The sequence below is a fragment of the Nocardioides marmorisolisilvae genome (genome assembly GCF_031656915.1).
GTDB lineage: Bacteria > Actinomycetota > Actinomycetes > Propionibacteriales > Nocardioidaceae > Marmoricola > Marmoricola terrisoli.
This window is the reverse complement of record NZ_CP134227.1, coordinates 2,181,820-2,195,982: the sequence shown is the minus strand read 5'-3', so window position 1 is coordinate 2,195,982 and position 14,163 is coordinate 2,181,820. Positions and strand designations below refer to the sequence as shown.

General features: G+C 67.2%; 11 protein-coding genes. All 11 read left to right on the top strand.

All coding sequences use genetic code 11. The features are described 5' to 3' along the window. Window positions 1–5: 5 nt before the first annotated feature. The 11 genes from Q9R13_RS10520 (at window position 6) to rpoB (ending at window position 14,160) form a co-directional block, all read left to right on the top strand. Window positions 6–791, top strand: coding sequence for an MlaE family ABC transporter permease (locus Q9R13_RS10520; protein WP_310961129.1), 786 nt, complete (start codon window positions 6–8; stop codon window positions 789–791). Between the two features lie 4 nt (window positions 792–795). Further along, complete coding sequence (locus Q9R13_RS10515) at window positions 796–1,623, top strand: MlaE family ABC transporter permease (RefSeq protein WP_310961128.1); 828 nt, start codon at window positions 796–798, stop codon at window positions 1,621–1,623. Then, window positions 1,620–2,945, top strand: a complete 1,326-nt coding sequence (locus Q9R13_RS10510) for an MCE family protein (protein ID WP_310961127.1) — start codon at window positions 1,620–1,622, stop codon at window positions 2,943–2,945. The genes Q9R13_RS10515 and Q9R13_RS10510 overlap by 4 nt, the downstream gene beginning before the upstream one ends. Beyond that, the gene (locus tag Q9R13_RS10505; RefSeq protein ID WP_310961125.1) at window positions 2,942–3,982 is read left to right on the top strand and encodes an MlaD family protein; all 1,041 of its coding nucleotides are present in this window, start codon (window positions 2,942–2,944) and stop codon (window positions 3,980–3,982) included. The genes Q9R13_RS10510 and Q9R13_RS10505 overlap by 4 nt, the downstream gene beginning before the upstream one ends. Then, entirely contained in the window at window positions 3,979–4,950 is a 972-nt protein-coding gene (locus Q9R13_RS10500; RefSeq protein ID WP_310961124.1) for an MCE family protein, read from the top strand. Before Q9R13_RS10505 ends, Q9R13_RS10500 begins: the two co-directional genes overlap by 4 nt. Window position 4,951: 1 nt before the next feature. Then, entirely contained in the window at window positions 4,952–6,118 is a 1,167-nt protein-coding gene (locus Q9R13_RS10495; RefSeq protein ID WP_310961123.1) for an MCE family protein, read from the top strand. Then, the gene (locus tag Q9R13_RS10490; protein ID WP_310961122.1) at window positions 6,115–7,626 is read left to right on the top strand and encodes an MCE family protein; all 1,512 of its coding nucleotides are present in this window, start codon (window positions 6,115–6,117) and stop codon (window positions 7,624–7,626) included. The genes Q9R13_RS10495 and Q9R13_RS10490 overlap by 4 nt, the downstream gene beginning before the upstream one ends. Continuing rightward, window positions 7,623–8,933, top strand: coding sequence for an MlaD family protein (locus Q9R13_RS10485; RefSeq protein WP_310961121.1), 1,311 nt, complete (start codon window positions 7,623–7,625; stop codon window positions 8,931–8,933). Before Q9R13_RS10490 ends, Q9R13_RS10485 begins: the two co-directional genes overlap by 4 nt. Before the next feature lie 40 nt (window positions 8,934–8,973). Further along, window positions 8,974–9,507 carry a hypothetical protein gene (locus Q9R13_RS10480; RefSeq protein WP_310961119.1) on the top strand — a complete coding sequence of 178 codons (534 nt, stop codon included), beginning with the start codon at window positions 8,974–8,976 and terminating at the stop codon, window positions 9,505–9,507. Next, window positions 9,504–10,325 carry a J domain-containing protein gene (locus tag Q9R13_RS10475; RefSeq protein WP_310961118.1) on the top strand — a complete coding sequence of 274 codons (822 nt, stop codon included), beginning with the start codon at window positions 9,504–9,506 and terminating at the stop codon, window positions 10,323–10,325. The genes Q9R13_RS10480 and Q9R13_RS10475 overlap by 4 nt, the downstream gene beginning before the upstream one ends. 280 nt (window positions 10,326–10,605) lie before the next feature. Further along, on the top strand, window positions 10,606–14,160 hold the full coding sequence (gene rpoB, locus Q9R13_RS10470; protein WP_310961116.1) for a DNA-directed RNA polymerase subunit beta: 3,555 nt from the start codon (window positions 10,606–10,608) through the stop codon (window positions 14,158–14,160). Window positions 14,161–14,163 lie beyond the last annotated feature (3 nt).

Sequence of the window (14,163 nt, the reverse complement as noted above, 5' to 3'; positions counted from 1 at the left end):
GGCGCATGGCATCCTCGGTCGCGACCCGCGTCCTGGCTCCGATCGGGACGGCGGGCAAGCTCTTCGCCTTCGCCCTCGACGTCGGCCGTTCGCTGTTCCGGCGACCGTTCCAGACCCGCGAGTTCATCCAGCAGGCGTGGTTCATCGCCTCGGTGACGATCATTCCCACGGCCCTGATCGCGATCCCGTTCGGTGCGGTCATCGCCCTGCAGGTCGGCGGCCTGATCAAGCAGTTCGGTGCGCAGTCGTTCACCGGCTCGGCCTCCGTGCTCGCCGTGGTCCAGCAGGCGGCCCCGATCGGCACCGCTCTGCTGATCGCCGGCGCAGGCGGCTCCGCGATCGCGGCGGACCTCGGCTCGCGGAAGATCCGTGAGGAGCTCGACGCGATGATGGTGCTGGGGATCGACCCGATCCAGCGCCTCGTCGTCCCCCGCGTGCTCGGCGCGATGCTGGTCGCGGTGTTCCTCAACGGGATGGTCAGCGTCGTCGGCGTCGCCGGCGGCTACGTCTTCAACGTGATCCTCCAGCACGGCACGCCCGGCGCTTACCTCGCGAGCTTCACCGCGCTGGCGCAGCTGCCCGACCTGTGGGAGGGGATGGCCAAGGCGCTGATCTTCGGACTCATCGCCGCCATCGTGGCCAGCTACAAGGGCGTCAACGCCGGAGGCGGCCCGAAGGGCGTCGGCGACGCGGTCAACGAGTCGGTCGTCATCACGTTCATCTTCCTGTTCATCGTCAACTTCGTCATGAGCGCGATCTGGATCCAGCTCGTGCCACCGAAGACGGGTTGACGCGATGGCGGACATCAGGCAGGTGTACCAGCGGCCGCTGAAGTCGCTGGACAACCTCGGCGCAGAGCTGAGGTTCTACATCGGTGCGCTCGCGGCCGCTCCACGCAGCGTGCGGCGCTACAAGCGGGAGATCCTCCGACTGCTCGCCGAGGTCACCCTGGGCAGCGGCGCGTTGGCGGTCATCGGCGGCACGGTCGGCGTCATCCTCGCGATGACGTTCTTCACCGGCGCCCAGGTCGGGCTGTCCGGCTACGCCGCGCTCAACCAGATCGGCACGGCGGCCTTCGCCGGCTTCGTCTCGGCCTACTTCAACACCCGTGAGATCGCCCCTCTCGTCGCCGGCATCGCGTTGGCGGCGACGGTCGGTTGCGGCTTCACCGCCCAGCTCGGCGCGATGCGGATCTCCGAGGAGGTCGACGCCCTCGAGGTGATGGCCGTCCCGTCCATGCCGTTCCTGGTCACCACCCGGATCATCGCCGGCCTGGTGGCGATCATCCCGTTGTACGTCGTCGGCCTGCTGTCGTCGTACTTCGCGACCCGGCTGGTCGTGATCCAGTTCTTCCACCAGAGTCCGGGCACCTACGACCACTACTTCAACGAGTTCCTGCCCCCGGGCGATGTGCTCTGGTCCTTCGGCAAGGTGCTGGTCTTCGCCGTCGTGGTGATCCTGATCCACTGCTACCACGGGTACAACGCGAGCGGCGGCCCCGCCGGCGTGGGCGTGGCCGTGGGCCGCGCCGTGCGTACGTCCATCGTCGCCGTCAACGTCATCGACCTGTTCCTCAGCATGGCCATCTGGGGCTCGACCGTCACGGTGAGGTTGGCCGGATGAGGAAGGTCATCGGCAACCGCGTCCTCGGCGTGCTGTTCGTCGGACTTCTCGCGCTGGGGATCTGGCTGGTCTACGCCGTCTTCGCGCAGAAGTTCACCTCGTTCGACAAGCTCTCGCTGACCACCGACGCGATCGGGCTGCAGCTGCCCGAACGCGCCGACGTGAAGATCCGCGGAGTGCTCATCGGTGAGGTCCTGGACACCACGACCAACGGCAACGGCGGAGCGACCATCACCTTGGGCATCGACCCGAGCCAGCTGAAGACCATTCCGGCCAACGTCCAGGCCTCGATCATCCCCAAGACGCTCTTCGGTGAGAAGTACGTCGAGCTCGACCCCCCGAAGGGCGCGCCGACAGCGCCACCGATCGAGCCGGGCGCGCACATCGGGCAGAGCCGGCCTCCGATCGAGGTGGAGAAGGTCCTCGGCGACCTCTACCCCTTGCTCCGTACGATCCAGCCCGCCGAACTGAGCTACACGCTGAACGCGATCGCCGACGCGCTTCAGGGCCGCGGCGAGGAGGTCGGGCAGAGCCTGGTCACCCTCAACGCCTACCTCAAGCGGCTGAACCCCGAGGTTCCGCAGTTCGTCGCCGATATCAAGCTCCTCGGCCAGGACAGCAACCTCTACGCCGATGTGCTCCCGCAGGTCGCGCAGACGCTGCGCAACACCGTGAAGACCGGAAACACCCTGCTGGACAAGCAGGCTGCACTCCACCAGTTCCTCCGTGACGTGCGCGGGCTGAGCGACACCACACGTGGCTTCCTGAACGCCAATGGTGACAACCTGATCGAGCTGGGCAAGGTCAGCCGCCCCCAGCTTCAGCTGCTGAAGACCTACTCCCCGGAGTACCCCTGCCTGCTCAAGGGGCTGGTCAACCAGCTGCCGATGCTGGCCGACACCTTCCGTGGGTTCATCTTCCACATCTCGGTGCAGCTGATCCCGGGTCAGCCGCGCGGCTACAACACCGGTGACAAGGCGGTGTACGGCGCGAAGAACGCCCCCAACTGCGCCGGACTGCCCAACCCGCCCGGCAACGCAGAGCACCCCTACGGCACACCCGGATACGGACACATCCCGAACTTCCGTGATGGAGTCGACGACAACGGAGGCAGCCTCGGTCGTGGTGGCTACGACAACCAGCGGCCGGCGACCGGGTTCGCCAACAGCGCGTCCCCGACGGCGGTCGGCACCCCCGCGCAGCGCCGCATGATCGCTGCACTCACCGCTCCGGCTCTGGGCGTGCCCGTCGATCAGGTTGCCGGCATCACCTCGCTCCTCTTCGCACCTGTCGCCGCAGGTACGGAGGTGAGTGCACGATGAAGATGCTCGACAAGAAGACCAGCGCGGACCTCGTGAAGCTGCTGATCTTCCTCGTGGTCACCGCGATGCTCACCGGCGTCCTGGTGGTGCTCATCGGCAACCTCACCTTCCAGAGCAGCCGCACCTACCATGCGGTCTTCAGTGACGCCACCGGTCTGGTGAATGGCGACGACATCCGCATCGCGGGAGTCAAGGTCGGCAGCGTCAAGGACATCAAGATCGTCGACACCGACCACGCCGAGGTCACCTTCGACGTGGCGACATCGGCCAAGGTCACCCGCAGCTCGGATGCGATGATCCGCTACCGCAACCTGGTCGGCCAGCGCTACATCTCGATCGACGAGGGCGTGGGCAACACCTCGATGCTGCCGGCGAACTCCACGATCCCACTCTCGCGCACCCAACCGGCCCTCGACCTGACCACGCTGTTCAACGGATTCAAGCCACTGTTCGCGGCGCTGACGCCGTCGGACATCAACCAGCTCAGCTACGAGATCATCCAGGTGTTCCAGGGTGAGGGCGGCAACCTCCAAGGTCTGCTCCAGACCACCGCATCGGTGACCAACTCGCTGGCCAGCCGCGACCAGGTGATCGGAAGCCTGATCACCAACCTGAGCAGCGTGTTGAAGACCATCGGCGACCGAAACGGCGAGCTCGGCAACCTCATCGTGCAGCTGCGCTCGTTCATGCAGGGCCTGGCACAGGACCGGCATGCCCTCCTCGACCCACTGAACAAGATCTCCGTGCTCGCCCAGCAGACCGCCGCGCTGACCAAGGGCATCCGACCGTCGTTCGCCAAGGACGTCAAGGGTCTGCGCAAGGTCGCGGGCAACCTCGACCGGGGCCGCGGTGAGGTCGATCGCGCCCTCCAGGTCCTCCCGATCAAGCTCAACCGGATCGGGCGCACGGGCAGCTACGGGTCGTTCTTCAACTTCTACCTGTGTCAGTTCAAGGGACAGATCACCCTGCTGGGTCAGACCATCGCCCTGCCCACCTTCAACGTCGGCAACGACAGCGGGAGGTGCAACCTGTCATGAGCACCCCCTTCCGGGAGCGCAACCCGGTGATCATCGGCGCGGTGGGCATCGCCGTGCTGCTGCTGCTGTTGCTGGCAGCGTTCCGCGCCGGCGACCTGCCTCTGATCGGCGGCGGGGACACTTACTACGCCAACTTCTCCGACGCCTCCGGCCTGAAGCCCAATGACGAGGTCCGGATCGCAGGAGTGCGGGTCGGCAAGGTGAGCTCCATCGATCTCGAGGGCGACCACGTCAGGGTTGCCTTCAAGATCAAGACCGACTCCCGCTTCGGGGACGACACCGGCGCCCAGATCAAGGTGAAGACGCTCCTCGGCCAGATGTTCCTCGCGCTCGAGCCGTCCGGTTCGGGCCAGCTGGCTCAGGGTGCCACGATCCCGACCTCGCGCACGGAGTCGGCGTACAACGTGGTCCAGGCGTTCAGCGGACTCGCCTCCCGGGTGCAGAAGATCAACGTCGGTCGGCTGCGCAAGTCCCTGAACACGCTGGCCGACGCCACCAGCACCACCCCGGCGGCGTTCAAGAGCGCGCTGCACGGAGTCAGCGCGCTGTCGCAGACGGTGGCCTCGCGTGACGAACAGATCAACGTGCTGCTCAAGCGGTTGAAGTCGGTGTCGGGCACCCTGAGCACCCACGACCAGGACGTCGTGGACCTGATGAAGAGCAGCAACACGCTGCTGCACGCGCTGGTGCTGCGCCGAGACGCCATCCACCGGCTGCTGGTCTCCACAAGCACCTTGTCCAAGCAGCTCACCGGCCTGGTCGCGGACTCGCGGGCCGACCTGAAGCCGGCTCTGCAGAACCTGCAGGGTGTCGTCGACGTGCTCCTGAAGAACCAGAGCAACATCGACGAGAGCCTCCGGGTGATGGCTCCGTTCTACCGGGTCTTCGCCAGCGTCCTGGGCGACGGTCCCTGGTTCGACACCTGGATCGAGAACCTCCCACCCGTCGGAACTGTGGGGGTCAGCTGACATGGCGAGACTGAAGTCCCTGGCCGGGATCATCGCCGGTCTCGTGGTGATCGCGATCGTGGTCGCCGTCGCGATGGTGGTCACCGGAGGTGGCGGGCGCAAGTACGTCGTCGCCGACTTCCCGCGTGCGATCGCGCTCTACAAGGGCTCCGACGTGCGGATCCTCGGACTCAAGGTCGGCCAGGTCGACAGCGTGACCCCGATGGGTACCAAGGTCCGGGTCAAGTTCGAGTACGACGACAAGTACAAGGTGCCGGCGAACGCCAAGGCGGTGGTGATCTCGCCGTCGATCGTGGGCGACCGCTTCGTGCAGCTCACGCCGGCCTACCAGGGCGGACCGGTGCTGCCGAACAACGCCCACCTCGGCCTCGACAGGACCGCGACGCCACTCGAGCTCGACGAGATCTTCGGCAGCCTCAATCAGCTCAATCTCGCGCTCGGCCCCAAGGGTGCCAACCGGCCGGACCAGAGCGGTACCGGTGCGCTGACCCGGTTGCTGGACTCGACGGCCCGCAACTTCGGGGGCCAGGGCGTGGAGTTCAACAAGACGCTGAAGAACCTCGGTCGGCTGACCCAGACGCTCTCGGACAACAAGGACGAGCTCTTCGGATCGGCGTCGGAGGTGGAGAAGTTCGTCAACGCGCTGGCGAGGAACGACAAGACGGTCCGCCAGTTCGCGGACTCGCTGGCCAGCGGCTCGCAGCTGCTGGCCAACGACCGACACGACCTCGGCCGCGCGGTCGACAACCTCTCGGTGGCCCTCAAGGCGGTGCGTGGCTTCGTGCACGACAACCGCAAGGCGCTGCACACCAACGTCGACGGTCTCACCCGCATCTCCAACACCTTGGTCAAGCGCCGGAGCCAGCTCGACGAGATCCTGCACGTCGGACCGCTCGCGTTGAACAACCTCGCGCTGACCTACGACCCGAACTCCGGCACCGAGGACACCCGCGACAACATCGGCGAGATCCTGAGCCAGATCCAGGACGACCCTGCTGGCACGCTGTGCAAGCTGCTCAACCTCAGTGGGCTGACCAAGGGCGGCATCACCTGTCCGTCGACGGCCAGCCCGCGCACGGCGCCCTTCGGAGCATCGAAGCGGAGTGCGGACCCCACCGCCAACCGGTTCGATCCGACCCTGGCCGGACTCGTGGGGGTGGCCCGGTGAGCATCCTCCGATCACGCGAACTCGGGCGACCTGCGTCGCGACGCAGCCGGCGTACGGCGGCCTGGACGGCGCTGCTGGCGTCCGGGGCCCTCGCCCTGAGCGGGTGTGGCATCTACGACGTCCCGCTTCCCGGAGGGGCGAACGCCGGCAGCAACCCGATGAAGGTGCATGTCCTGTTCCGCGACGTGCTCGACCTGGTCCCGCAGTCCACGGTGAAGCTCGACGACGTCACCGTCGGCAAGATCACTGCGATCAAGCTCGACGGCTACACCGCCGACGTCACCATCGAGATCCCGCGGAACCTGAAGATCCCGAGCAACGAGCGTGCGGAGATCCGGCAGACCAGCCTGCTCGGTGAGAAGTTCGTATCGCTGGAGAAGCCTCCCCAGCCCAGCGCCCAGCCGCTCGCGAACGGTGACGTCATTCCGCTGGCGCACACCGGCCGCAACCCCGAGATCGAAGAGGTCTTCAAGGCGCTGTCGGCCGTGCTCACCGGTGGCGGGGTCGCGCAGCTGAAGTCGATCGCTCACGAGCTCAACCAGGCGACCACCGGCCGCGAGCAGGACATCCGGTCGGTCCTCGACCAGATCCACTACTTCATGGGTCAGCTCGACCAGAACAAGAACTCGGTGCTCGCCGCGATCGACAGCGTCGACCGCCTGGCGCGGGGTCTGCACTCCCAGGAGGGCACGATCAAGCAGACGCTTGACGACCTCCCCGCTGCAGTGAAGTCGGTGAACGCCCAGCGCGCCGACCTGATCCGGATGCTGCGGGGCCTGCAGCACCTGAGCAATGTCGGCGTCCGGGTGATCAAGGCGTCGAAGCAGGCCACCATCGACTCGCTCAGCGATCTGGCTCCGGTCCTCAACGCCTTCGCCAAGGCCGGACAGGACCTGCCGAAGGCGTTGCAGATCTTCCCGACCTACCCGTTCCTCGACGCCGCGGTGGGCAACTCGCCGACCGTTGCCCGCAACCTGCAGATGGGCGACTGGGTGAACCTGTCCATCCTGCTGGGCCTCGACATCAACAAGCTCACCGTGCCGGGGCTTCCCGACCTGAAGGGCGCCATCGCTGCGATCTGCAAGCAGCTCCCTGGCCAGCTCTCGGGGAGCCTCGCCCCGGTCTGCGGTGCGGTGGCGGGGTTGGCAGGTGCGCTGCCCAGCTCGAACTCCTTGACCGACCAGCTGAACAACCTCCTCGGCAGCGGCGCGACGGCCGGCTCCAAGTCGGCGACCAAGGGAGGCTCGGTCGGCGGGCTCCTGGGTGGCGGCGGCGGGCTCCTGGGCTCGGGCTCCACGACGGGCGGCGGCTCCACGTCGGGCTCCGGCTCAGGGTCGGGGACCGGCTCCGGCGGTGGCCTCGGCGGCCTGCTGAGTGGGTTGGGACTCGGACGGGCCGCACCCGGGGCGGCCTTCCGCAGCAGTGCTGATGACGATCCCTTCGGGCTCCTTTCGCGTGCAGACGGTTCGGGGATCGGCAGCCTGCTCCTCCAGGGGGTGACCGGATGATCACGTCCAGGGTGCGCAAGCAGCTGCTGGTGTTCGTGCTGATCACGCTGGTGGGCGTGTCCTACGTGGGGGCGCGGTACGCCCGCCTCGGTCGGCTCTTCTACGACTCCAACTACCAGGTGCACGCCCAGTTCGCCCAGTCCGGCGGGATCTTCAAGGGAGCAGAGGTCGCCTACCGCGGGGTGCAGGTGGGACAGGTCAGCGCCATGAAGCTGACCAACGACGGCGTCGACGTGGTGCTGGGCATCGACAAGGGATACGACAAGATCCCCTCCGACACGATCGCGCGGGTGAGCAACCTGTCGGCCGTCGGCGAGCAGTACGTCGATCTCGAGCCGAAGACCGACTCCGCGCCGTACCTCAAGAACGGCTCGCAGATCGCGACTCCTGACACGCGGACACCGGTGTCGACCACGGCACTGCTGACCAACCTCGATGAGTTGGTCCAGTCCGTGCCGAAGGACAAGCTGCGCACGGTGATCTCGTCCCTCGGCGCAGCGTTCAAGGGCACCGGCCCGGACCTGACCAAGATCATCGACAGCTCGACCTCCTTCATCGACACGGCCAACCAGAACTTCGACACCACGACTGCGCTGATCCGGGACTCCAACACGGTGCTGAAGAGCCAGGCGGACAAGGCGTCGGCGATCCGGTCCTTCTCCCGGGACCTGTCCCTGTTCACCCACACCTTGGTCAACAAGGACGCCGCCATCCGGTCGCTGATCGACAACGGATCGGCGACCTCGGTGGAGCTGCGCACCTTCCTCGAGCAGAACGAGGTCAATCTGGGCCGGCTGATCGCGAACCTGGTCACCACCGGCAAGGTCGTGGTCAAGCACCTCGCCGGAGTGCGGCAGATCCTTGTGCTCTACCCCTACATGGTCGCCGGCGCCTATACGGTCGTGCAGAAGATCGGCTCCGGAGCCGACGCCGGGCACTACGACGCGCGGTTCGGACTGGTGCTCCAGCAGGACCCGCCGGTGTGCACCAAGGGCTACATCCCGCCCAAGCAGCAGCAGGATCCGAACGGTCCGGCACGCCTGAAGTACCACACGATGGACACCTCGGTGCACTGCGCCGAGCCGGCCAGCCGGACCAACGCCCGCGGCGCGCAGAACGCCCCGCGGGTCGCTGCCCGCTACCGCGCTCCGGTGGCGTCGTACGATGCCAGCACCGGCAGGTTGACCTGGCAGGACCAGCAACCGCGTCAGGAGAGGGTCATCGACAACGCCGGTTCCGACGACGTCTTCGGGAAGGACGCCTGGAAGTGGATGCTGCTGCAGCCCGCCCTGCCCACGCAGAAGTGAGCCGCCTGTCGACCGGCGAGCAGCAATCGGGAGTGGTCCGTTGAGGCCCATCTCCAACGCGCGTCCGCGCGGCTGGTTGCTGCGGGTCGTTGCGGGCCTGCTGGCCGTCGTCCTCGTCGCGAGCATCGTGATCATCGTGCTGATGGCACGGGACCTTCGCGCCCAGGACCGGCTCGACGCCGACCGTCGCGACGCGCTCAGCGTGGCGGAGCAGTTCGCGCTGCGGATGGACAACTTCGCGGCGCCGAGCGCGGACGCCTATGAGTCCGGCATCGAGGCGCTGCTGACCACCAAGGGCCAGGCGGACTTCGCGCAGGTCAAGCCGCTGATCGCGCAGGTGTACGCCGGCGCCCAGCCGCAGAAGGGTCAGCAGGGGAAGGCAGCGACCGGCTCGATCGCGCTCGCCGGGGTCACCGACCTGGACAGCGACTCGGCCACGGTGCTGGTCGCGCACGACTCGAGTGTCACCGGGACCGGCAAGGCGCTGCACTTCCGGTGGACGGTGTCGCTGCGCAAGGTTGAGGGCAGTTGGCTGGTGGACGGCCTGCCGCCGGAAGTGGCGGGCTCCCAGTGAGCGGCCCGGACGACGAGTCCCTGGAGGCGCGCGTGCCCGACGACGGCCCGACGTACTACGAGACCCTCGGAGTGGACCGCGAGGCCTCGGCGGGGGAGATCCGCAAGGCGTGGCAGCGGCGGATCCGCAAGGAGGGTCCCGGCTCACCCGGCTTCGGCCGGCTCAACGAGGCGGCCGAGACGCTGCTCGACCCCAAGCGGCGCCTGGTCTACGACGCCGGCCTGCCCGAGCCCGAACCGGAGCCTGAGCGCCTCGCGGAGCCCGCGGGGGCCGGGACGCCTGCGGAGGCGGCCGGCACCAGCTGGCGCCACCTCGTCGGGCTCGGCGCGCTGACGGCGTTGACCGTGGCGGCCGCGGCGGCCGCCGGGGTCCTCACCTATCAGCACCGCCAAGACGTTGCCACGGAGTCGGCGCGCGTCCAGGCGAGCAGCGCTGCCCAGCAGGCGCTGAGCGCGATCCTCTCCTACGACTACCGGCACATGGCCGTGGACGAGAAGCAGGCATTGGCCTACCTGACCCCGAGCTATGGCAAGGAGTACGCCAAGAACTTCGCGCTGCTCACCGACGCCAGTGGCGGCAAGCCGTCGCCGGTGGCCCAGACCAAGACGGTGGTCTCTGCGACCGTGCTCGGCACCGGCGTGATGGACGCGCAGCCGGACCAGGTGCACGTGATGGCGTTCGTCAACCAGCAGACCCGGCATCGGGCCGGCCCGAAGGGGCAGCAGTGCTCGCCGTCCTGTCTATTGACCAACCGCGTCGAGGTGACCATGGTCAAGCGGGGCGGGGACTGGCTGGTCGCGGGGCTGAACCCGAAGTGAGCCGCGCCGCGACGGGCGCGGTGTCGCGTGGCCGGTGGGCGGGGGTGCTTGACCTGTCCGGGCACGTTGGTTCATAGTTCACTGCAACCTGCAGCAGCCGGTGGCCCTCCGGTTCCGGAGCGTGCCGAAGTTGACTGTTGTGTTTCGTCGTGCCCTTGGGGTACTATCAATCTTTGCGTCCGCCCTCAAATGCTTCCTGCCTGCCCGGTGGCTGGTTTGTGGTGGGCCGACGCCGCCCACCCAGGACTTAGTCCAATTGTGAGCCTCGGAAGGACCCCTCTTGGCCGCCTCGCGCAGCAAGAACGTCAGCACCACCCCCCGCCGGATCTCCTTCGCCAAGATCGCCGAACCCCTCGAGGTTCCGCAGCTCCTCGCTCTCCAGACCGACAGCTTCGACTGGCTGGTCGGCAACGAGCTCTGGAAGGCACGCGTCGAAGAGCGCCGTGCGGCGGGCGAAGAGCTCTCGCAGAAGTCCGGTCTGCACGAGATCTTCGAGGAGATCTCTCCGATCGAGGACTTCTCCAAGACGATGGAGCTCCGCTTCGAGAACCCGGTGTTCCTCGACCCGAAGTACACCGAGGAGGAGTGCAAGGAGAAGGACTTCACCTACTCCCGCCCGCTCTACGTCTCTGCGGAGTTCACCAACACCGAGACCGGTGAGATCAAGGGCCAGACGGTCTTCATGGGTGACTTCCCGATGATGACCCGCAAGGGCACCTTCATCATCAACGGCACCGAGCGCGTGGTCGTCTCTCAGCTGGTCCGTTCGCCGGGCGTCTACTTCGAGCGCTCCGCCGACAAGACCTCCGACAAGGACATCTTCACTGCCAAGGTGATCCCGTCCCGGGGTGCCTGGCTGGAGTTCGAGGTCGACAAGCGCGACATGGTGGGTGTCCGCCTGGACCGCAAGCGCAAGCAGAGCGTCACCGTGCTGCTCAAGGCGCTGCAGGCCGTCGCCGATGACGAGGACTACCAGGGCGCGCCGTACGACTACGAGGCCGTGATGGCCGAGCTGCGTCAGTACGAGTCGGTCCAGCTCACCGAGGAGAAGGACCACACCACGGGTCCCGACGACGCGCTGCTCGACATCTACCGCAAGCTCCGTCCGGGCGAGCCGCCGACCCGCGAGGCCGCGCTGACGCTGCTGAAGAACTACTACTTCAACCCCAAGCGCTACGACCTGGCCAAGGTCGGTCGCTACAAGATCAACAAGAAGCTCGGCCTGCACGAGGCCTTCGACCAGCAGACGCTGACGATCGACGACATCGTGGCCAGCATCCGCTTCATCATCCAGCTGCATGACGCACCGCAGGGCGAGGTCGACCTGGGCAACGTGATCCTTCACGACGCCGGCGGCAAGGCGGTCGTGGACGTTCACGGCGACAAGATCGTGGTACGTCCCGACGACATCGACCACTTCGGCAACCGCCGGATGCGCACGGTCGGTGAGCTGATCCAGAACCAGCTGCGCACCGGGCTCGCCCGGATGGAGCGCGTGGTCCGCGAGCGGATGACGACCCAGGACGTCGAGGCGATCACGCCGCAGTCGCTGATCAACATCCGCCCCGTGGTTGCTGCGCTGAAGGAGTTCTTCGGGACCTCCCAGCTCTCGCAGTTCATGGACCAGACCAATCCGATCGCGGGGTTGACCCACAAGCGGCGCCTGTCCGCGCTCGGTCCGGGCGGCATCTCCCGTGACCGTGCGCAGATGGACGTCCGTGACGTGCACCCCTCGCACTACGGCCGGATGTGCCCGATCGAGACCCCGGAAGGGCCGAACATCGGCCTGATCGGCTCGCTCGCCTCCTACGGACGGATCAACCCGTACGGGTTCGTCGAGACTCCCTACCGCGTCGTCAAGAAGGGCCGGGTCACCGACGTGATCCAGCACCTCACCGCCGACGAGGAGGACTCGAAGGTCATCGCGCAGGCCAACGCCGTGCTCGACGACAAGGGGAACTTCGTCGACGACCGAGTCCTGTGCCGCACCCGTGGCGGTGAGACCGTCGACATCCCGCGCGAGGACGTCGAGTACATGGACGTCTCGCCGCGTCAGATGGTGTCGGTCGCGACCGCGCTGATCCCGTTCCTCGAGCACGACGACGCCAACCGTGCCCTGATGGGCGCGAACATGCAGCGCCAGGCCGTGCCGCTGATCAAGAGCGATGCGCCGCTGGTCGGCACCGGCATGGAGTACCGTGCGGCGGTCGACGCCGGCGACGTGGTCACCGCCGAGGCTCCGGGCGTGGTCCAGTCGGTCTCGGCCGACCTCGTCGAGATCATGAACGACGACGGCACCTACCGCACCCACCGGCTGCAGAAGTTCACCCGGTCCAACCAGGGCACCTGCATCAACCAGCGTCCGCTGGTGAGCGAGGGTGACCGGGTCGAGGTCGGTACGCCGATCGCAGACGGTCCGTGCACCGACGAGGGCGAGATGGCACTCGGCACCAACCTGCTGGTGGCGTTCATGCCCTGGCAGGGCCACAACTACGAGGACGCCATCATCCTGAGCCAGCGACTGGTCCAGGAGGACGTGCTCACGTCGATCCACATCGAGGAGCACGAGGTCGACGCCCGGGACACCAAGCTCGGGCCGGAGGAGATCACCCGGGACATCCCGAACGTCTCCGACGAGCTGCTCGCCGACCTCGACGAGCGCGGCATCATCCGAGTGGGCGCCGAGGTGACCACCGGAGACATCCTGGTCGGCAAGGTGACGCCCAAGGGCGAGACCGAGCTGACCCCGGAGGAGCGGCTGCTGCGGGCGATCTTCGGAGAGAAGGCGCGTGAGGTCCGCGACACCTCGATGAAGGTGCCGCACGGCGAGTCCGGCACGGTCATCGGCGTCCGCGAGTTCAACCGCGAGGACGGCGACGAGCTGCCCCCGGGCGTCAACCAGCTGGTGCGCGTCTATGTCGCCCAGAAGCGGAAGATATCGGTGGGCGACAAGCTCGCCGGCCGGCACGGCAACAAGGGCGTCATCGCCAAGATCCTGCCGATCGAGGACATGCCGTTCATGGAGGACGGCACCCCGGTCGACGTGATCCTGAACCCGCTCGGTGTGCCGCGACGGATGAACATCGGCCAGATCCTGGAGATCCACCTCGGGTGGCTCGCCAAGAACGGCTGGGACCTGGCGCTGACGGAGTCCGACGACGAGTGGCGCGAGCGGCTGATGAAGATCCACGCGGACAAGGCCGCGCCGGACACCAACGTGGCCACGCCGGTCTTCGACGGTGCCCGTGAGGACGAGATCGTCGGTCTGCTCGGTACGTCGCTGCCCAACCGCGACGGCGTCCGGATGGTCGGCGAGAACGGCAAGGCCAGCCTGTTCGACGGCCGCTCCGGCGAGCCGTTCCCGGACCCGGTCTCGGTGGGCTACATGTACATCCTCAAGCTCCACCACCTGGTCGACGACAAGATCCACGCGCGCTCGACCGGACCGTACTCGATGATCACCCAGCAGCCGCTCGGCGGTAAGGCCCAGTTCGGTGGCCAGCGCTTCGGTGAGATGGAGGTCTGGGCGATGGAGGCGTACGGCGCGGCCTACGCCCTTCAGGAGCTGCTCACCATCAAGTCCGACGACGTGCCCGGTCGCGTCAAGGTCTACGAGGCGATCGTCAAGGGCGAGAACATCCCCGACTCCGGCATTCCCGAGTCGTTCAAGGTGCTCGTCAAGGAGATGCAGTCGCTCTGCCTCAATGTGGAGGTGCTGTCCCAGGACGGCTCCAACATCGAGCTGCGCGACGCGGAGGAGGACGTCTTCCGCGCCGCCGAGGAGCTCGGCATCGACCTGTCCCGCCGCGAGCCGAGCTCGGTCGAAGAGGTGTGAGGT

Excerpts from the sequence above, each read along its gene's own strand:
- Q9R13_RS10495 (WP_310961123.1), top strand. The coding sequence starts at position 4,952 with ATGGCGAGACTGAAGTCCCTGGCCGGGATCATCGCCGGTCTCGTGGTG.
- Q9R13_RS10500 (WP_310961124.1), top strand. The coding sequence starts at position 3,979 with ATGAGCACCCCCTTCCGGGAGCGCAACCCGGTGATCATCGGCGCGGTG.
- Q9R13_RS10485 (WP_310961121.1), top strand. The coding sequence starts at position 7,623 with ATGATCACGTCCAGGGTGCGCAAGCAGCTGCTGGTGTTCGTGCTGATC.
- Q9R13_RS10520 (WP_310961129.1), top strand. The coding sequence starts at position 6 with ATGGCATCCTCGGTCGCGACCCGCGTCCTGGCTCCGATCGGGACGGCG.
- Q9R13_RS10510 (WP_310961127.1), top strand. The coding sequence starts at position 1,620 with ATGAGGAAGGTCATCGGCAACCGCGTCCTCGGCGTGCTGTTCGTCGGA.
- Q9R13_RS10515 (WP_310961128.1), top strand. The coding sequence starts at position 796 with ATGGCGGACATCAGGCAGGTGTACCAGCGGCCGCTGAAGTCGCTGGAC.
- Q9R13_RS10505 (WP_310961125.1), top strand. The coding sequence starts at position 2,942 with ATGAAGATGCTCGACAAGAAGACCAGCGCGGACCTCGTGAAGCTGCTG.